Source organism: Sulfitobacter sp. BSw21498 (assembly GCF_006064855.1).
In the GTDB taxonomy this organism is placed as follows: Bacteria; Pseudomonadota; Alphaproteobacteria; order Rhodobacterales; family Rhodobacteraceae; genus Sulfitobacter.
The window spans coordinates 504,993-522,898 of sequence record NZ_CP040753.1; the positions used below are offsets into that span (position 1 = coordinate 504,993).

A 17,906-nucleotide genomic window follows, 5' to 3' on the forward strand; every position below is an offset into this window, starting at 1 on the left:
GTCGGGTCAGCCGCCTGTATGGCTCATGTGGCGGGGCATCTGCCCATCCAGCTTTTGCCGTGAGTAATCAAAGTCATGGCCCTTGGGCTTTAGGTTGATCGCCGCGCGGATGGCGTCTTTTAGGGGGGCGTCATCCTCGGGGTGGTTGCGCAAGGGCGCACGCAGGTCGGCCACGTCTTCCTGACCCAGACACATATAGATCTCGCCCGTGCAGGTGATCCGCACGCGGTTACAGCTTTCGCAGAAATTATGGGACAACGGCGTGATAAACCCGATCTTCTGACCGGTCTCTTCAAGCCGCACATAACGGGCAGGCCCGCCAGTGTTCTCTGCCAAATCGGTAACGGTGTAGTGATCCTCGTAGGCGCGGCGCACGTCTTTGAGGGACCAGTACTGGCCCAAACGGTCCTCGTTCCCGAGATCGCCCATGGGCATCACTTCTATCCACGTCAGATCAATGCCGCGGTCGGCACACCACGCGGTCATGCTGGGCAGCTCGGCCTCGTTAAAGCCCTTCAGCGCCACGGCGTTGATTTTGACCCGCAGACCCGCATTTTGTGCAGCATCAATACCGCGCAGGACTTGGGGCAGGCGGCCCCAGCGTGTGATATCGGCAAACTTTTGATCGTCCAGCGTATCCAGCGACACATTCACGCGGCGCACACCGGCGGCATAAAGGTCGGCGGCGTAACGCTCGAGCTGGCTGCCATTGGTCGTCAACGTCAGCTCTTTGAGCGTGCCGGCGTCCAGATGGCGGGTCATGCTGTTAAAGAAGGTCATGATACCCTTGCGCACCAAAGGCTCGCCCCCTGTGATGCGCAGCTTTTGCACGCCGAGATCGACAAAGTTGGTGCACAGCCGATCCAGCTCTTCCAAGGATAGAAGTTCCTTTTTGGGCAGGAAGGTCATATTCTCGGACATGCAATAAACACAGCGAAAGTCACAGCGATCTGTAACAGAGACGCGCAGATAGGTGATAGCGCGGGCGAACGGGTCAATCAAAGGTGCATTCATATCCCATAGGTAAACATCGGCCCATCGCGGGGCAAGTAGCATTTAGGAGATTGAAGCGGCTTCGTTGGAAGGTTAGATTTATTCCATGAAACATTATATTATTTTAGGTATCGCTGTCGTGGGTCTGGCCGGATGTGCCGGCGTAACGGATCGTATGGGTCTGGGTAACAAGGCCGGCGACGAAAGTACGCCCGCGGTTACAGCAGAAACTGGTGTCGAAACGGGCGAAACGGCAACACCGTCGCCGGCCACCACCGCGCCGCGCCCGCCTGCAGCTGCGCGCACGGCGGATGCCTTGGATACCACGACGGCTGAACAGCGCGCCGAGGCGTCCAAACCCGCAGCGTCGGGGGCCAAGTCACTTGGCACGACCGTGGCCTCGCTTGGCAGTGCGACCGAACCGGGGCTGTGGCTGAAAACGCCGCTGGTGAAATCAGAGATGCAGGGCCGCGTGACCAACCCCGCGACTGGTAAATCTTCTACGGTAGAGCTGATCCCGCTGGACGGACCTGCATCGGGCGGCAGCCGTATGTCACTGTCTGCATTGCGGTTGATCGGGGCGTCGCTGACGGATCTGACCAAGGTCGAAGTGTCAACGAACGGGTAACTCTGGCGGTCCTATAACATCAAATGCAAAACGGGCGTCCGAGGAAAACCTTGGACGCCCGTTCTCGTTCAGGATCAGCCTTGCAATTTCAGTCTTCCGACGTTGCGTCGGTGTCATCGGCTGCTGCTTCAAGCGGGAAGTCTGGCATATACCGTGCCGCCTCTTTGATCGCATAAGGCTTGAGGTGCGTGCGGTTGGCTTCGATAAACTCTGCGGCCCGCGCTGGATCATGACGGCTGAGGTCGCGTACCCACCACGCGATGGCCTTTTGCAAGATACCGTTCTTGACCGGCAGATAGCCCGCCGCCCAGCCAAGAATACGCTCGCGGGCGTCCAGCTCTTCGGGTTTTGGGTTATCCTGCTTGGTCCACGGTAATGTGGCGACCAAAGCTGCGCGCTTTGACCAAAGCTCTCCGGATTGGGCCCAGCTTTCGACAACATCCAGACGCTGAGGATCGGCGAGCAACCGCTTTTGCGCCGCCATACAGGCGTGATCGGCGATGGCCCAGCTGTCAAAATCGGGCACCCAGCTTTGGATCAACTGCCACGCCGCTTCGTCATCGGGGCGCAGGCGGGCTTGGGTCAGCAGTTTCGCCGCCGCGAGCCGGGCTTCGAAAATGTCAGTCTGCCACAGTGCGTCCGCCAGTGAAATCCGGTCAGCCAACGACAGCTCGGCCCGCCAGGTTTTGGTCAGATCGTTGATCTGCGGGTTGGTCACGCCCAGATAGGGGCGATCCACCTTGTGAGCGCTGTGCAGTTTGTCGACGGCAGTGGGGTCAGCCAATGCGTTGAGCTGCGCCATATAGGGGGTTAGGTTCATTCTACGGTCACCGATTTGGCTAGGTTGCGTGGCTGGTCGACATCTGTCCCCTTGGCGATGGCAGTATGATAGGCCAGCAGTTGGGCAGGGATGGCATAAAGGATCGGGGCGAGTGCATCTGCAACCGGCGGCATTTCGATCTGCCCCCATGTGCCTTCGGATTCTGCGTCCAGTCCTGCGCGGTCCGAGATCAAGATGACCTTGCCCTTGCGCGCCATGACTTCTTGCATGTTGCTGACGGTTTTATCGAACAACGCGTCGTTGGGGGCCATGACCACTACGGGAACGTTCTCGTCGATCAGAGCGATGGGGCCGTGCTTTAGCTCTCCGGATGCATAAGCTTCGGCGTGTATATAGCTGATTTCTTTTAGTTTCAATGCACCTTCTAGGGCGAGGGGGAACATCGCGCCGCGCCCCAGAAACAGCACGTCGCGTGCCGAAGACAGCTTGTAGGCCTCGTCGCGCAGCGCCTCGTTTTGTTCGAGCGCAGTATTGATCAGCGACGGCATGGACCGCAGGCCAGAGACGTAATCTGCCTGCTCTTCCTTGGTGATTGCACCGCGGTCCACGGCGGCTTTCAGCACCATAAGGAACAGGACGGTCAACTGGCAGGTGAACGCTTTGGTGGATGCCACACCGACCTCTACGCCAGCATGGATCGGCAGCGCCAGATTGCTTTCACGTGCAATCGAGGACTCAGTAACATTCACCACCGAGGCGATCAGATCAGCCTTGCCCGCGCAATAGCGCAGGGCTGCGAGTGTATCGGCGGTTTCGCCCGACTGGCTGACAAACAGGGCCATCGTCCGGTCGGAAATCGGCGGTTCGCGGTACCGGAATTCCGAGGCCACATCGACCTCAACCGGCAGGCGGGCAATCTGCTCGAACCAGTATTTTGCCGTGAGGCAAGCATAAAAGGCCGTCCCGCAGGCGACCATGGTGATCCGGTCGAGCTTGGTGAAGTCGAGGCCCGGATCGGGCAGCATGATCTCTCCGTCCGCGGTCAGGTAGCGCGACAGCGCCTCGCCGATGACGGCAGGCTGTTCGGCGATCTCTTTCGCCATAAAGTGTTTGTGGCCGCCTTTGTCGATGCGGGTGGTGTCGAGGCTGATCTTCTTAACCACACGATCAACGGGCGCGTCATTGGCATCGTAAATCTTGACCGATGTACGGGTCAGCACAGCGCGGTCGCCTTCTTCAAGGTAGGTCACGCGGTCCGTCATCGGCGACAGGGCGATCGCGTCGCTGCCTAGATACATCTCGTTGTCGCCATAGCCCACGGCAAGCGGGGCCCCTTTGCGTGCGCCGATCATCAGATCGTCTTCGCCGTCAAACAGGAACGCCAGCGCAAAGGCCCCGTGCAGACGTGCGATGGTTTTGGTTGCGGCATCAACCGGGCCCAATCCTTCGGTCATGTACTTCTGGGTGAGCAGCGCAACGGTTTCTGTGTCCGTTTCGGTCACGAATTTTACGCCGTCCTCGGCGAGCTCAGCCCGCAGTTCGCGGAAGTTCTCGATGATACCGTTGTGCACGACTGCCACGGGTCCCGCCTGATGCGGGTGGGCGTTGGTGACGGAGGGGGCACCGTGGGTGGCCCAACGGGTGTGGCCGATGCCTGACTTGCCGGCCAGCGGCTCATGCACCAACAGGTCTGACAGGTTTACCAGCTTTCCGACTGCCCGGCGGCGGTCCAGCTTGCCTGCGTCAACCGTGGCGATACCGGCGCTGTCATAGCCGCGGTATTCCAGGCGTTTCAGGGCTTCGACGAGGGTAGGCGCAACTTCGTGTTGGCCAAGGATACCGACAATACCACACATAATTAGCTGCCTCTCTGCTGTTTGGCCTTCTTAGCCTTTAACATTTCGAACAATTTCCGGGCCATGCCGGGTTTTTCTATCTGCGGTGCGCGCGCTAGCGCCAGTGCGTCTGCCTCTACATCCGACGTGATCACCGAGCCTGATCCTGTCATCGCGCCGTCGCCGATATGCACGGGTGCCACCAGCATGGTGTTTGACCCGATAAACGCATTGGCCCCGATATGGGTATGGTGCTTCATCACGCCGTCGTAGTTGCAGGTGATTGTGCCCGCGCCGATGTTGGCTTTGGCACCGATGGTGGCGTCGCCGATGTAGCTTAGGTGGTTCACCTTGGCCCCTTCGGCGATCTGCGCGTTCTTCACTTCGACAAAGTTGCCGATGCGCACATCCTCGGACAGCTCTGCGCCTGGGCGCAGACGGGCGTAGGGGCCGATTATGCCACCACGGGCGACATGGCACCCTTCAAGGTGGCTGAACGCGCGGATGGTGGCACCGGATTCGATGGTCACGCCGGGGCCGAAAACCACGTTGGGTTCGATCACCGTGTCGCGGCCGATATAGGTATCGCGTGCGAAATAGACCGTATCGGGGGCCATCAGCGTAATGCCGTCTTCCAGCATCGCCGCACGGGCCCGCGATTGGAACGCGGCATCGGCAGCGGCCAGATCAGCGCGGGAATTCACGCCCATTGTTTCGGCCTCGTCACAGGTGACAGCAGTGGCTTTCAGCCCGCGATCCCGTGCAATGCCGATGATGTCGGTGAGGTAGTATTCTTCCGACGCATTGTCATTGCCAACGGCGTCAATCAGGTCAAACAATAGATCAGATTTGCAAGCAACAACGCCACTATTACAAAGCGTTATCGCGCGCTCTTCATCTGTGGCGTCTTTGTATTCGACGATGCGATCCAGGCTGTCGCCTTGCATTACCAGCCGGCCATAGCGCGCGGGATCGGCAGCGTCGAAGCCCAACACAACGACATCGTTCGACTTCAGCGCGTCACACATTTTTTCGAGGGTTTCAGTCTGCACAAAAGGCGTATCTCCGTACAGCACGATGGCCGTCCCGTCGAACCCTGCAAGGGCCTCGCGTGCCTGTCCAACGGCATGGGCCGTGCCAAGCTGCTCTTCTTGGACCACAACCTGCGCTTCGTCGTCAAATGCTTGGGCTGCGGCACGCACCTGATCGGCACCGTGACCCGCAACAACGACCGTACGGGCAGGCGATAATGCCGCGCCAGAGGCCATAGCGTGTTCTAAAAGCGGTGCGTGGGCGACGGCATGCAGAACCTTTGGCAGGTCCGATTGCATACGGGTACCTTTGCCTGCGGCCAAAAGGATCAGTGCGACTTCCATGTATAATCTCTTTAATCAATTTAATGTCCGCTCTCTTTACCTTGTTGACGATTTTGCGCAAGGCTAGGGGTCATCAAAGAAGATTTCCGCCTGCAACACATTCAGCAAAGGAATGCCGATGAAAACGGTAGTATTCGACCTCGACGGGACCTTGGCAGACACCAGCGGTGACCTGATTGCCGCGGCCAATGCGTGCTTCCGGGATATGGGCGAGGGCGATGTTCTGGACGCGAAAACCGACGCGGGCACGGCCTTGAAGGGCGGGCGCGCGATGCTGCGTTTGGGAATGGAACGGCTGGGTCGGGCAGAAGACGAGGCAACGATCGACCGCTATTATCCCATGCTGCTAGAGGCCTATGGCCGCGAGATCGACACGCATACGGTGCTTTACCCCGGCGCGATGCAGGCGGTAGCTGCGTTGAAAGCCGCAGGTTACCGCGTGGCAATCTGCACCAACAAACCCGAAGCGCTGGCCCATACGCTGCTGACAAGGCTCGGCGTGCGTGATGCCTTTGGCGCGATGGTGGGGGCTGACACGCTGGCGATGCGCAAGCCTGATCCCGAACATCTGTTCGAAACGGCCCGCCGTGCCGGGGGTGATCCGGCGCTGTGCTTGCTGGTGGGGGATACCAACACCGACCGCGAGACGGCGCGCGCGGCGGGGGTGCCTTGCGTGCTGGTGTCCTTTGGCCCCTCGGGTGACGATATGGCGGCACTGGCCCCCGAAGCCTTGCTGGACCACTATGACGACCTGCCTGATATCGTGACCCGTCTGATCGGTGCAGCCTGACATGGCAGCAAACATGGCAGAGGTCTTCACCGGCAGCTTTACCCAACAAGAACCCATTCCCGAAGACGCCATTGACGCCGCTGTCGCCGTAATGCGCCACGGGCGACTGCACCGCTATAACACCGTGGCCGGAGAGGCTGCAGAGGTCGCGCTGCTTGAGCAGGAATTCGCAGCGATGGTCGGGGCGAAATACTGCCTTGCCGTCGCATCGGGCGGCTATGCCATCGCGACCGCACTGCGGGCTGTCGGCGTCAAATCGGGAGACCGGGTGCTATCCAACGCCTTTACACTCGCCCCCGTGCCCGGTGCGATTGCCGCGGTCGGGGCAGAGCCTGTCTTTGTCGATGTGACAGAGGGGCTGGTGATCGATCTGGAGGACCTGGCTGGCAAACTGGATCATGCGCGGGTTCTGCTGCTAAGCCATATGCGGGGTCACATTTGCGATATGGACGCGCTGATGACGCTTTGTGATGCCGCCGGTGTCACCGTGGTCGAGGATTGCGCGCATACCATGGGGGCCAGCTGGAACGGCGTGCATTCGGGGCGGCATGGGGCTGTGGGATGCTATTCGTGCCAGACGTATAAACATGTTAACGCAGGCGAGGGCGGACTGCTGGTCACCGATGATCCCGAGGTGGCAGCGCGGGCGATCATGCTGTCGGGGTCTTATATGCTCTATGAACGGCATGTGGCTGGCCCCCCGCCCGAAACCTTCGAGGCGATCAAATACGACACGCCCAATATTTCAGGCCGGATGGACAATCTGCGCGCCGCGATCCTGCGTCCGCAGCTGCGGCGGCTTGATGCTCAGATTGCCAAGTGGAATGCGCGGTATCAGGTCGTCGACGACGGTTTGCGCGATACCCCTGGGCTGGCCGTAATCGGCCGCCCCGAGGCAGAACACTTTGTCGGATCATCAATTCAGTTCCTGCTATCAGGCTGGCAGTCATCCGCCATAGAAGCCGTCCTGTCACGCTGTGCCGCCCGCGGCGTGGAGCTTAAATGGTTCGGCGGCGCAGAACCTGTCGGTTTCACCAGCCGCTATGATTCATGGCACTACGCTAAATCCCCCGCGCTGCCCGCCAGCGATGCAGTGCTTGCCAGCATTATCGATATGCGCGTACCGCTGACATTCTCGTTAGAGGATTGTGCCATGATTGCGCGCATTATCCGCGGCGAAGTCTCGCGCGTGTTCCAGCAGGGGTAATGGCGCACCGGCCCGTCGCGTTCGTTTGAATTTCCAAAGGGCCGGACGTCTGCCGTCCCCTTATCCGTGAGATGGACGTCTATCCAGAGACCGCCCCTTTAGAAATTGATGACCCCGTGTTCGCCTGCATCTGGAACCTGCTTGGTCACGTTGGCTTTGGCGATCTCGTAGAGGAAGGACAGGCTGCCGCCGGTCAACCAGACCTCGGCCTGTTTCAGGTCCATGCGCACGAGTTGCACGTCGTCGTCCTTGCGCCCGTCCTTGAACCATGCCGCGGCAAAGGCGTTCCATAGTTCGTCCAGCTTGGCGGGGTCCGTAACAGCCTGAACCGTGCCGTCGATGCGGGCGTATAGATGTTCGTCCTTGCTGGTCACCAGATACTCTGCCGCGGCACCCGTTTGGGCCGATTTCGCCAGGTCGGTATCACGTGCAGTGATGAACCACAGGCAGTTCGCGTCATGGTCGGCATAGTGGCTCATCGGGATGGCGCGGGCGGTGTCGGTGGCCAGCATCCCGATGCGGGTGTCATCAATGCGGTCCCAGAATTCTTTCTTCAATGATGTACTCATGTCGCTGCATCCTTTCGTAAATGTGTTATCGGTGTAACATCAACGATGCAGGTCCAGTTCCCCGCCCGTGCGACATTCGCTTGACCGAATCCACGAGAAGTGTAGTGTAATGAACAACTGTTCAATAAACTCGGGGAGGGGTCTATGTTCAACACCACCATGAAATTCGATTTGGGCGATGATGTGAACGAGATGCGCGATATGGTGCATCGCTGGGCGCAAGAGCGGGTCAAACCGATGGCCGCTGATATTGATACCAAAAACGAATTCCCGCCCGAGCTTTGGGAAGAGATGGGCGGCCTTGGTCTGCTGGGTATGACGGTCGAGGAAGAGTTCGGCGGCTCTGGCATGGGGTATGTCGCGCATACCGTCGCGGTGGAAGAAATCGCGCGTGCTTCTGCCTCTGTCTCACTTTCTTACGGCGCGCATTCTAATCTGTGCGTCAACCAGATCCGCCTGAACGGTACCCCCGAACAAAAGGCGAAATTTCTGCCGGGTCTGTGCTCTGGTAAGCATGTGGGCGCGCTGGCGATGTCCGAACCCTCTGCGGGCAGCGACGTGGTGTCGATGAAGCTACGCGCGGAAAAGCGCAACGACCACTACCGCCTGTCGGGCAACAAATATTGGATCACCAATGGCCCCGATGCCGACACGCTGGTCGTCTATGCCAAGACCGACCCCGATGCCGGATCAAAAGGGATCACCGCCTTCTTGATCGAGAAAGATATGAAGGGGTTCTCAACTGGTCAGCATTTCGACAAGCTGGGGATGCGCGGGTCGAACACGGCCGAGCTGATCTTTGATAATGTCGAGGTCCCGTTCGAAAACGTTCTGGGCAATGAAGGACGCGGCGTGGCTGTGCTGATGTCTGGCCTGGACTACGAACGTGTGGTGCTGGCAGGCATTGGCCTTGGGATTATGGCCGCCTGTCTGGACGAGATCATGCCCTATATGGCCGAGCGCAAGCAGTTCGGGCAGCCCATCGGGAACTTCCAGCTGATGCAGGGTAAGATGGCGGATATGTACACCGCGATGAATTCTGCCCGTGCCTATGTTTACGAGGTCGCCAAGGCCTGCGACCGCGGTGATGTGACCCGCGCCGATGCCGCCGCCTGCTGTCTCTATGCCAGCGAAGAAGCGATGAAACAGGCGCATCAGGCGGTGCAGGCAATGGGGGGCGCGGGCTATCTGTCTGACAACCCCGTGGGCCGTATCTTCCGCGACGCCAAGCTGATGGAGATCGGGGCAGGGACCTCGGAAATCCGTCGTATGCTGGTGGGCCGCGAGATGATGGGAGCGATGGCGTGAAACGCGTCGCCCTCGCCTTGATGCTGTGCGCCTCACCGCTTGCCGCGCAGGACCTGCAGTATAGCGATCGCGGGACAGAGCTCTGTCTGGCCGACGCAGAGGGATATGCGGCAAAGCTGGCCTGCGCGGGCGCGTCGGCGAACCAGTGTATGGAGGATACGCCAGGCGGAAGCAGCACCTACGGCATGGGCGGCTGTCTGGACCGCGAACTGCAATTCTGGGACCAGCGGTTGAATGACAATTACGCCGCTGTGATGGTTCAGGCAAAACGGAGGGATGCGGATGCGGTACCCGCTTCCGAAGACAGAGCCGGTGTGGCTGACGCCCTGCGCGAGATGCAACGCGCCTGGATCGAATTTCGTGACAAAGCCTGCACCTATGAGGCTGCGCTGTGGCAAGGCGGCACAGGTCAGGGGCCTGCTGCGATCAGCTGCCTGATGGAGCAGACAGCGCGTCAGGCTCTGTCGCTGGACGTGTGGGAAGACTGATGGCCCACGCCCTGCCAGGACTGGACCGTTCGGGCGCATGGGATATTCCGGCGCGGATGAACATGGCAGCACAATGTCTGGCGCAGGATCCCGCGCAGCTGGCGATCATCGACATGACGGGCGACGCACGGCACGATGTGAGCTTTGGCGCGCTGTCCGATATGGTTGACGGATTGGCACGCGCGTTGCTGCAACGCGTGCAAGTTGGCGATCGTGTCGGCGTGCTGTTAGGGCAAAGCCCATGGTGCGCGGCTGCCCATCTTGCGATCTGGAAAATCGGTGCAATTTCAGTGCCTTTGTTCAAGCTCTTCAAGTATGATGCGCTGGCGTCGCGGGTGCGGGATGCGGGCGTATCGCTGGTTCTGACCGATCCCGAAGGGCGCGACCTGCTGGGCGATCTGGCGACCCCGTTGATGGCCGATAGGTTCGGTGTTGCGGGTGATCCTGTGCCTTTTGCCAGCACTAAACCCGGCGATCCGGCGGTGCTGATTTATACCTCTGGCACAACTGGTCCACCCAAGGGCGCGCTGCATGGGCACCGGCTGCTTACAGGCCACTTGCCTGGCGTCTCGCTGAGCCATGATATTTTGGGGCAAAGCGGCGATTGCCTGTGGACCCCGGCGGATTGGGCATGGATCGGCGGGCTGTTTGATGTGCTGATGCCGGCGCTGGCACTTGGCGTGCCGGTGGTCGCCGCGCGGTTGCCCAAATTCTCGCCCGAGGCCTGCGCCCGTATTATCCGGGACGGCGATGTGCGTAACGTGTTCTTTCCACCAACCGCACTGCGGATGCTCAAGGCCGAAGGGGCCGAGATTGCGGGCCTGCGATCGGTCGCATCGGGCGGGGAGCCTTTGGGGGCAGAGATGCTGGCGTGGGGGCGACAGGCCTTTGGCCTGTCGATCAACGAATTCTACGGCCAGACCGAATGCAATATGGTCGCCACCAGCGCAAGCAGCCAGTTTCCACCCCGCCCGGGATGTATCGGACAACCTGTTCCAGGCCATGATGTCGCGGTGCTCGACGTGGATGGAAATCCGACAAAAGACGAAGGCGACGTCGCAATCCGCAAGGGATCGGCGTCGATGATGCTGGGCTATTGGCAGAGGCCGGATGAAACGGCGCAGAAATATCGCGGCGGTTGGATGCTGACCGGCGACCGCGGCGTATTTGATGGCGACTATCTGCGCTTTGTCGGGCGCGAGGATGATGTGATTACGTCAAGCGGCTACCGCATCGGTCCGGCAGAGATCGAGGATTGTCTGCTGACCCATCCAGAAGTCGCAACCTGCGGTGTCGTCGGCAAGCCCGACGCGCTGAGGACCGAGATCGTCAAAGCTTATGTCGTGCGCAAATCCGGTGCGACCGTTGACGCACAGACCCTGCAAGACTGGGTCAAGACCCGCCTTGCCAGCTATTCCTATCCGCGCGAGGTGGCCTTTCTGGACGCTTTGCCAATGACCGTCACAGGCAAGGTGATCCGCCGCGAGCTCAAGGCCCGCGCCGCTGCCGAAGGGGCCGCATGATGCAACACCCGACCGTGACGTCCCCCCATTCCATTCGATCAAGGAGACCGAAATGAAGCTGATTTCGCAAGCTTTGCCCTCGTCCGAGAGTTTCAAGGCGAACGAGGCGGCGCATCTGGCTGCGCTGCAAACAATCCGCGAAGCGGCGGGTGCGGCAGAACTGGGCGGCGGCGAGAAATCCCGTGCCCGCCACGTGAGCCGAGGCAAGATGCTACCCCGTGAACGGGTGGCCAATTTGCTTGATCCCGGATCGCCCTTTCTTGAGGTCGGCGCGTTGGCTGCTCATGGGCTTTACGGTGGTGCGGCCCCCGCGGCAGGGGTGATTGCGGGCGTCGGCAAGGTGCAGGGCATCGACTGTATGATCGTGTGCAACGACGCGACGGTTAAGGGCGGCACCTACTTTCCGATGAGCGTCAAGAAACACCTGCGCGCCCAAGAGATCGCCGAGGAAAACCATCTGCCCTGCATCTATCTGGTGGATAGTGGCGGCGCGAACCTGCCCAATCAGGACGAGGTTTTTCCCGACCGTGATCACTTTGGCCGGATTTTCTATAATCAGGCGCGGATGAGCGGCAAGGGCATCCCCCAGATCGCGGTGGTCATGGGCTCGTGCACCGCAGGGGGGGCCTATGTGCCCGCGATGTCGGATGTGTCGATCATTGTCAAAGAGCAAGGCACGATCTTTTTGGCGGGACCGCCGCTGGTCAAGGCCGCCACGGGCGAGGTAGTGAGCGCCGAGGATCTGGGCGGTGGCGATGTGCACACGCGTCTGTCAGGCGTGGCGGATTATCTGGCCGAGGATGACGCCCATGCGCTGGCACTGGCGCGGCGCGCTGTGGCCGGGCTGAACCGTAAACCCGTGACCAATGTGCAGTGGCACCCCGTTGAAGAGCCCGCCTATGATCCGGCGGAAATGCTGGGCGTTGTTCCCGCCGATTTGCGCACGCCCTATGACATCCGCGAAGTGATCATGCGCCTGGTCGATGGCAGTCGCTTTGACGAGTTCAAGGCCCGCTACGGCGAAACGCTGGTCTGCGGTTTTGCCCATGTCAAAGGCTGTCCCGTGGGGATCGTCGCAAATAACGGCGTGCTGTTTTCGGAATCAGCCCAGAAAGGTGCGCATTTTGTAGAGCTCTGTTCGCAGCGCAAAATCCCTCTGGTCTTTTTGCAAAATATCACCGGCTTTATGGTCGGGCGGAAATACGAGAACGAAGGCATCGCGCGGCACGGGGCCAAGATGGTGACAGCCGTGGCCTCGACCAACGTCCCCAAGATCACCATGTTGGTTGGCGGATCGTTCGGCGCGGGGAACTACGGCATGGCGGGGCGCGCGTATAGCCCGCGCTTCATGTGGACATGGCCCAACTCGCGCATCTCGGTTATGGGCGGGGCGCAGGCCGCTGGGGTTCTGGCCACGGTCAAACGTGACGCAATTGAGCGCGCAGGCGACAGCTGGACCGAAGAAGAAGAGACCGCGTTCAAGCAGCCCACGATTGATATGTTCGAAGAACAGTCGCACCCGCTGTATGCAACCGCGCGGCTTTGGGATGACGGCGTGATCGACCCGCGCCACAGCCGCGAGGTGCTGTCGCTATCGCTGCGGGCAAGTTTGAATGCGCCGATCGAGGATACACGCTTTGGCGTGTTCCGGATGTAAGGGGACCGTTATGACAAAATCATTGCAACAGATCGTAGACGCCAATCCGGACGCGGAAACATTCCGGTTTGGCGACAGCCCGACCGTATGCGCCGAGATTATCGCCCTCGTGCGTGCGGGCAAGAAAACAGCGACCTGCGAGGCGGCTTCTGCTTACGGGGCGGGGGGCGATGCCTACCCCGAGGTGGGCCGTCGAGATATCGCGCTGAACTGGGACGGCACACCGGCGGTGATGATTGAAACGGTCGAGGTCGCGACCCGAAGCTTCAACGAGGTAGACGCCGAGTTTGTCGCAGCACAGGGCGAGTTCAGGGATCTGGACCACTGGCGCGCGGCGTACGAAGCGTATTTCCACCGGACCGGCGGGTTCAAGCCCGACATGAAGCTGATGTGCGAGCGCTTCACTTTGATCGAGGATTACGCCTGATGTTTGATACAATATTGATTGCGAACCGGGGCGAGATTGCTTGCCGCGTGATGGAGACAGCGCAGGCCATGGGGGTACGCTGTGTGGCGGTGTATTCGGATGCGGACCGCGCGGCGAAACATGTGGCGATGGCGGATACCGCCGTGCATATCGGCGGGTCTTCCCCTGCGGATAGCTATCTGCGCGGCGAGGTGATTATTCAGGCCGCGCTGGATACCGGCGCACAGGCGATCCATCCGGGATATGGTTTTCTGTCCGAAAATCCCGATTTCGTGGACGCAGTAGAGGCGGCGGGGCTGGTCTTCATCGGCCCGTCGGCCAAGGCCATTCGTGCGATGGGGCTGAAGGATGCGGCCAAGGCGTTGATGGTCAAAGCAGGTGTGCCGGTTGTACCGGGGTATCACGGGGCGGATCAGGACGATGCGTTGCTGGCGTCAGAGGCAGACAAGATCGGGTATCCGGTATTGATCAAGGCTGTGGCCGGGGGCGGCGGCAAAGGCATGCGGCTGGTCGAAGAGGCGGGCGGGTTTCAGGCGGCGCTGGACAGCGCACGTTCAGAGGCCAAGACGTCCTTTGGCAATGCCGATGTATTGGTCGAGAAATTCGTCACCAAGCCTCGTCATATCGAGGTGCAGGTCTTTGGCGACGGGACCAAAGCCGTGCATCTGTTTGAACGCGATTGCTCGCTTCAGCGCCGCCATCAGAAGGTGATCGAGGAGGCCCCGGCTCCTGGTATGACGCCCGAGATGCGCGATGCGATGGGGCAGGCAGCGGTCACGGCGGCCGAGGCAATCGGTTATGCCGGTGCGGGCACAATCGAATTCATCGTCGACGGCTCTGGCGGGCTGCAAACGGACGGGTTCTTTTTCATGGAGATGAACACCCGTTTGCAGGTGGAACATCCCGTGACCGAGGCCATCACTGGCATCGATCTGGTGGCATGGCAGTTGCGGGTTGCCGCGGGCGAAGGGTTGCCGTTGCGGCAGGATGAACTGTCGATCCAAGGGCACGCGTTCGAGGCGCGGCTCTATGCCGAGGATGTGCCCAAAGGGTTCTTGCCCGCCACGGGCACGTTGACCCATTTGCAGTTTACACCCGCGTGTCGTGCCGACAGCGGCGTGCGCGCAGGCGATACGATCAGCCCGTTCTATGATCCGATGATCGCCAAGGTAATTGTGCATGGGGACACGCGCGAGATCGCCTTGTCGCGGTTGCGCGCAGCCCTAAACGGGTGCGAGGTCGCGGGGACGGTGACAAACCTTGCGTTTCTGGGCGCGTTGGCGGGCCACGACGGCTTTGCTGCGGGGGATGTGGATACCGGCCTGATCGGGCGCGATATCGAAGCGTTAACCCAAGCCCCCGAGGTTCAGCCGCGCCATGCAGCCCTTGCGGGGATGGCGGCTCTGTCTTTGCTGGACCCGATCGAGGCGGCGGGGTTCACCCTGTGGCAGCCCTTGCGCCGTGAAGTCGGCTTGACCTGGGGCGGCGAGGATCATCTGCTGCATGTGCAGGTGGTATCGTCCGATCATCAAGTCTGGTCCGTTGACGGGACCGAAGTTATCGCGCAGCGGATCGGCGGGCGCTGGTCTGTGGGCGGGCAACACGCGGCCGCGGTTTTTGTCGCAGCGGGGCGTGTGACCGTGTTTGACGGCTACGGCTTGGTGTTTGACGTCATCGACCCGTTGGCGCGGGCTGCGGGTGGACATGGCGACGGCAACTTGATCGAGGCCCCGATGCCCGGTCTTGTACGTGTCGTGGATGCCAAGGTGGGCCAGAAGGTCACCAAAGGCGACCGCCTTGCCGTGCTGGAAGCGATGAAGATGGAGCACAGCCTGCTTGCCGCGCGTGATGGCACCGTCGCCGAGGTTCTGGCGCAGGCTGGTGATCAGGTCGAGGCGGGTGTAGCATTGGTGCGGCTAGACCCCGAAGAATAGGAGCCCGCACCATGATTACCCTGCACCACGTCGAACAGACCAGATCAATGCGCACACTGTGGTTGCTGCACGAGCTAGAGGTGCCCTTTGAAGTGTCGATCCACGCGTTTGACAAGTCTTTGCGTGACCCGGGGTATCTGGCAATTTCACCGGCTGGGCGCGTCCCCTCGCTTGAGATCGACGGGGAACGGATGTTCGAAACCGGTGCCATTGCCGAATACCTCTGCGAACGGTTCAGCCCCGACCGTTTGGGTCGTATGCCGGGCGCACCGGACCGGATGGCATGGTTGGTGTGGATCCATTTCGCCGAGACGGTATCGCAGCATTGCGCGGCGCTGACCCAGCAGCATGTGGCGCTGCGCGACGATTCCATGCGCAGCCCCATTGTGATGAAGCTGGAAGCCGCGCGGATCATCAAGTGTTATGACGCGATCGAGGCGCGGTTGGACGGCGGGATCGTGTCGCAGGATTATCTGTTGATGAGCGGCTTTACCGCGGCGGATGTGAATGTAGGGCAGGCGGTCTATATGGCGCAGCATTTCGCCAAGCTGGACAACCACCCCAATGTCGCGGCCTGGTATGCGCGCATCACCGACCGCGAGGCGTTCCAGTTGTCGCTGCCCAAAGACGTGCCGCTGTTTGACCGATCTTTTTATGACCCGTGGCCGGTCGAGTGATGCTACCGTCGTGCAGGTGAGTTTATTTGGCAAAATGAAGGGGAGGCGGCGTTATGGATAAAGGGTTCTGCGAGATTTTCGAGGTCGGTCCGAGGGACGGGTTGCAAAACGAGGCACGCGAAATACCAGTGGCGGAGAAAATTGCGCTGGTGGATCTGCTCAGCCGTGCGGGGTTCTCTCGGATCGAGGTGGCAAGCTTTGTCAGCCCCAAATGGGTGCCGCAGATGGCTGGTTCGGGCGAGGTGCTTGGCGGTATCCGGCGCGCAGAAGGGGTCCGCTATGCGGCGTTGACGCCGAATATGCGCGGCTATGAGGATGCGGTTGCCGCGAAGGCGGGTGAGATCGCTGTTTTCGCCGCTGCCAGCGAGGGGTTCAGCCAGAAGAATATCAACGCCAGCATCGAAGAGGCGTTCGCGCGTTTCGCCCCCATCCTCGAGCAAGCGCGCCACGTGGACATTCCGGTGCGGGGCTATGTCTCTTGCGTGGTGAAATGCCCCTTTGACGGGGCGGTTGATCCGTCGAAAGTGGCAGAGGTCGCAGACCGCTTGTTTTCGATGGGCTGCTATGAGGTATCCTTGGGCGATACCATCGGGGCAGGCACGCCGGACACGATCGCGCGGATGCTGCTGGCAGTGCGCGAGGCTGTCCCAGTGAGCCGTTTGGCCGGACATTATCACGACACCAACGGTCGGGCGATGGATAATATTGATGCCTCGCTATCGATGGGTGTGCGGGTGTTTGATGCCGCGGTCGGTGGGCTGGGGGGATGCCCCTATGCGCCGGGTGCCGCCGGCAACGTCGCCACCGAAAGGGTCAACGCGCATCTGGTAGGGTTGGGCTATGACACAGGGCTGGATCAGGCATTAATTGAAGAGGCCGCCGCGATGGCGCGCGGCATGAGGGCAGTGTGATGTACGAGACGTTGAAACTGGCGACCGATGATCGCGGTGTCGCCAGCTTGACCTTGGCGCGCGCGGACAAGCACAATGCGATGTCCGCGCAGATGATCGACGAACTGACGCAAGCCGCTGCCGCATTGGCCGCCGATGACGCCGTACGGGTCGTGGTGCTCACGGGCGCAGGCAAAAGCTTTTGCGCGGGTGGCGATCTGGGCTGGATGCAGGCGCAGCGCGAGATGGATGGGCCGACACGCTCGGCCGAGGCGGGAAAGCTTGCCACCATGCTGGGCGCGCTAAACACGCTGCCCAAGCCGTTGATCGGGCGGGTGCAGGGCAATGCCTTTGGCGGCGGTGTTGGCATGGCGTCGGTCTGCGATGTGGCGATCGGGGTGGATACGCTCAAGATGGGCTTTACCGAGACGCGGCTGGGGATCATTCCAGCGACAATCGGCCCTTATATATTGGCGCGAATGGGCGAAGGGCGGGCGCGGCGCGTATTCATGTCGGCCCGTCTGTTTGATGCGGCAGAGGCAATTGATCTGGGGCTGCTCGCGCGCGCGGTGCCAGCGGATGAACTGGACGGCGCGATCGAGGCCGAGGTTGTGCCCTATCTGTCCTGTGCGCCGGGGGCTGTGGCTGCCGCCAAGCAACTTGCGCGGGATTTGGGGCCGCGGATCGACGCTCAGGTCGTGGAGCATACCATCGCGGCACTGGCGGACCGCTGGGAGACCGAAGAAGCAGCCGAGGGAATCGGCGCCTTTTTTGACAAACGCAAGGCGTCGTGGATCACGGGGTGACCCCTGGCTGAGGCGCG

Annotated in this window: 17 protein-coding genes; 12 read left to right on the forward strand and 5 right to left on the reverse strand. The window is 60.9% G+C overall.

Going from position 1 to position 17,906, the window contains the following annotated elements; genetic code table 11:
* Positions 1 to 6 precede the first annotated feature (6 nt).
* On the reverse strand, positions 7 to 1,014 hold the full coding sequence (gene moaA / locus E5180_RS02520; RefSeq protein ID WP_138923012.1) for a GTP 3',8-cyclase MoaA: 1,008 nt from the start codon (positions 1,012 to 1,014) through the stop codon (positions 7 to 9).
* An 85-nt stretch (positions 1,015 to 1,099) separates the two neighbouring features.
* Here moaA and E5180_RS02525 point away from each other — a divergent pair, with 85 nt between their 5' ends.
* Positions 1,100 to 1,621, forward strand: a complete 522-nt coding sequence (locus E5180_RS02525) for a hypothetical protein (protein ID WP_138923013.1) — start codon at positions 1,100 to 1,102, stop codon at positions 1,619 to 1,621.
* A gap of 88 nt (positions 1,622 to 1,709) precedes the next feature.
* On the opposite strand, the gene E5180_RS02530 is transcribed toward E5180_RS02525, so the two are convergent.
* The 3 genes from E5180_RS02530 to glmU are packed head-to-tail and all read right to left on the reverse strand — an operon-like array spanning position 1,710 to position 5,613.
* Complete coding sequence (locus E5180_RS02530) at positions 1,710 to 2,441, reverse strand: DNA alkylation repair protein (RefSeq protein WP_138923014.1); 732 nt, start codon at positions 2,439 to 2,441, stop codon at positions 1,710 to 1,712.
* Entirely contained in the window at positions 2,438 to 4,258 is a 1,821-nt protein-coding gene (glmS, locus tag E5180_RS02535) for a glutamine--fructose-6-phosphate transaminase (isomerizing) (RefSeq protein ID WP_138923015.1), read from the reverse strand. The genes E5180_RS02530 and glmS overlap by 4 nt, the downstream gene beginning before the upstream one ends.
* Positions 4,259 to 4,260: 2 nt before the next feature.
* Positions 4,261 to 5,613 (reverse strand): bifunctional UDP-N-acetylglucosamine diphosphorylase/glucosamine-1-phosphate N-acetyltransferase GlmU, encoded by a 1,353-nt coding sequence (glmU, locus tag E5180_RS02540; RefSeq protein WP_138923016.1) that lies wholly within the window; start codon positions 5,611 to 5,613, stop codon positions 4,261 to 4,263.
* Positions 5,614 to 5,731: 118 nt separating this feature from the next.
* Between glmU and E5180_RS02545 the strand changes: the two genes are divergently transcribed.
* Both E5180_RS02545 and E5180_RS02550 read left to right on the forward strand, forming a co-directional pair.
* Complete coding sequence (locus tag E5180_RS02545) at positions 5,732 to 6,403, forward strand: HAD-IA family hydrolase (protein WP_138923017.1); 672 nt, start codon at positions 5,732 to 5,734, stop codon at positions 6,401 to 6,403.
* Positions 6,404 to 6,416: 13 nt separating this feature from the next.
* Positions 6,417 to 7,610: a DegT/DnrJ/EryC1/StrS family aminotransferase gene (locus tag E5180_RS02550; protein ID WP_138923018.1), complete on the forward strand. Its 1,194-nt coding sequence runs from the start codon at positions 6,417 to 6,419 to the stop codon at positions 7,608 to 7,610.
* A 98-nt stretch (positions 7,611 to 7,708) separates the two neighbouring features.
* On the opposite strand, the gene E5180_RS02555 is transcribed toward E5180_RS02550, so the two are convergent.
* Positions 7,709 to 8,179 (reverse strand): pyridoxamine 5'-phosphate oxidase family protein, encoded by a 471-nt coding sequence (locus E5180_RS02555; RefSeq protein ID WP_138923019.1) that lies wholly within the window; start codon positions 8,177 to 8,179, stop codon positions 7,709 to 7,711.
* Positions 8,180 to 8,323: 144 nt separating this feature from the next.
* On the opposite strand from E5180_RS02555, the gene E5180_RS02560 reads away from it, so the two are divergent.
* Genes E5180_RS02560 through E5180_RS02600 form a run of 9 tightly spaced genes read left to right on the forward strand, consistent with a single transcriptional unit; the run spans position 8,324 to position 17,889 of the window.
* The gene (locus E5180_RS02560) at positions 8,324 to 9,487 is read left to right on the forward strand and encodes an isovaleryl-CoA dehydrogenase (RefSeq protein ID WP_138923020.1); all 1,164 of its coding nucleotides are present in this window, start codon (positions 8,324 to 8,326) and stop codon (positions 9,485 to 9,487) included.
* On the forward strand, positions 9,484 to 9,975 hold the full coding sequence (locus E5180_RS02565; RefSeq protein WP_138923021.1) for a lysozyme inhibitor LprI family protein: 492 nt from the start codon (positions 9,484 to 9,486) through the stop codon (positions 9,973 to 9,975). The genes E5180_RS02560 and E5180_RS02565 overlap by 4 nt, the downstream gene beginning before the upstream one ends.
* Positions 9,975 to 11,498, forward strand: coding sequence for an AMP-binding protein (locus E5180_RS02570; RefSeq protein ID WP_138923022.1), 1,524 nt, complete (start codon positions 9,975 to 9,977; stop codon positions 11,496 to 11,498). The genes E5180_RS02565 and E5180_RS02570 overlap by 1 nt, the downstream gene beginning before the upstream one ends.
* A gap of 52 nt (positions 11,499 to 11,550) precedes the next feature.
* Positions 11,551 to 13,155: a carboxyl transferase domain-containing protein gene (locus E5180_RS02575; RefSeq protein ID WP_138923023.1), complete on the forward strand. Its 1,605-nt coding sequence runs from the start codon at positions 11,551 to 11,553 to the stop codon at positions 13,153 to 13,155.
* Positions 13,156 to 13,165: 10 nt separating this feature from the next.
* Complete coding sequence (locus tag E5180_RS02580; protein WP_138923024.1) at positions 13,166 to 13,582, forward strand: ASCH domain-containing protein; 417 nt, start codon at positions 13,166 to 13,168, stop codon at positions 13,580 to 13,582.
* Positions 13,582 to 15,516, forward strand: a complete 1,935-nt coding sequence (locus tag E5180_RS02585; RefSeq protein WP_138923025.1) for an acetyl/propionyl/methylcrotonyl-CoA carboxylase subunit alpha — start codon at positions 13,582 to 13,584, stop codon at positions 15,514 to 15,516. The genes E5180_RS02580 and E5180_RS02585 overlap by 1 nt, the downstream gene beginning before the upstream one ends.
* Before the next feature lie 11 nt (positions 15,517 to 15,527).
* Entirely contained in the window at positions 15,528 to 16,193 is a 666-nt protein-coding gene (locus tag E5180_RS02590) for a glutathione S-transferase family protein (protein WP_138923026.1), read from the forward strand.
* 53 nt (positions 16,194 to 16,246) lie between these two features.
* Positions 16,247 to 17,104, forward strand: a complete 858-nt coding sequence (locus tag E5180_RS02595) for a hydroxymethylglutaryl-CoA lyase (protein WP_138923027.1) — start codon at positions 16,247 to 16,249, stop codon at positions 17,102 to 17,104.
* On the forward strand, positions 17,104 to 17,889 hold the full coding sequence (locus tag E5180_RS02600; protein WP_138923028.1) for a crotonase/enoyl-CoA hydratase family protein: 786 nt from the start codon (positions 17,104 to 17,106) through the stop codon (positions 17,887 to 17,889). The genes E5180_RS02595 and E5180_RS02600 overlap by 1 nt, the downstream gene beginning before the upstream one ends.
* Positions 17,890 to 17,906: the final 17 nt, after the last annotated feature.

Bases quoted from the DNA above. Each gene is read 5' to 3' on its own strand.
- E5180_RS02590 (WP_138923026.1), top strand. From the start codon at position 15,528: ATGATTACCCTGCACCACGTCGAACAGACCAGATCAATGCGCACACTG.
- moaA (WP_138923012.1), bottom strand. From the start codon at position 1,014: ATGAATGCACCTTTGATTGACCCGTTCGCCCGCGCTATCACCTATCTG.
- E5180_RS02595 (WP_138923027.1), top strand. From the start codon at position 16,247: ATGGATAAAGGGTTCTGCGAGATTTTCGAGGTCGGTCCGAGGGACGGG.
- E5180_RS02555 (WP_138923019.1), bottom strand. From the start codon at position 8,179: ATGAGTACATCATTGAAGAAAGAATTCTGGGACCGCATTGATGACACC.
- E5180_RS02550 (WP_138923018.1), top strand. From the start codon at position 6,417: ATGGCAGAGGTCTTCACCGGCAGCTTTACCCAACAAGAACCCATTCCC.
- E5180_RS02525 (WP_138923013.1), top strand. From the start codon at position 1,100: ATGAAACATTATATTATTTTAGGTATCGCTGTCGTGGGTCTGGCCGGA.
- E5180_RS02560 (WP_138923020.1), top strand. From the start codon at position 8,324: ATGTTCAACACCACCATGAAATTCGATTTGGGCGATGATGTGAACGAG.
- glmU (WP_138923016.1), bottom strand. From the start codon at position 5,613: ATGGAAGTCGCACTGATCCTTTTGGCCGCAGGCAAAGGTACCCGTATG.
- E5180_RS02570 (WP_138923022.1), top strand. From the start codon at position 9,975: ATGGCCCACGCCCTGCCAGGACTGGACCGTTCGGGCGCATGGGATATT.
- E5180_RS02545 (WP_138923017.1), top strand. From the start codon at position 5,732: ATGAAAACGGTAGTATTCGACCTCGACGGGACCTTGGCAGACACCAGC.
- E5180_RS02600 (WP_138923028.1), top strand. From the start codon at position 17,104: ATGTACGAGACGTTGAAACTGGCGACCGATGATCGCGGTGTCGCCAGC.
- E5180_RS02580 (WP_138923024.1), top strand. From the start codon at position 13,166: ATGACAAAATCATTGCAACAGATCGTAGACGCCAATCCGGACGCGGAA.
- glmS (WP_138923015.1), bottom strand. From the start codon at position 4,258: ATGTGTGGTATTGTCGGTATCCTTGGCCAACACGAAGTTGCGCCTACC.
- E5180_RS02585 (WP_138923025.1), top strand. From the start codon at position 13,582: ATGTTTGATACAATATTGATTGCGAACCGGGGCGAGATTGCTTGCCGC.
- E5180_RS02575 (WP_138923023.1), top strand. From the start codon at position 11,551: ATGAAGCTGATTTCGCAAGCTTTGCCCTCGTCCGAGAGTTTCAAGGCG.
- E5180_RS02530 (WP_138923014.1), bottom strand. From the start codon at position 2,441: ATGAACCTAACCCCCTATATGGCGCAGCTCAACGCATTGGCTGACCCC.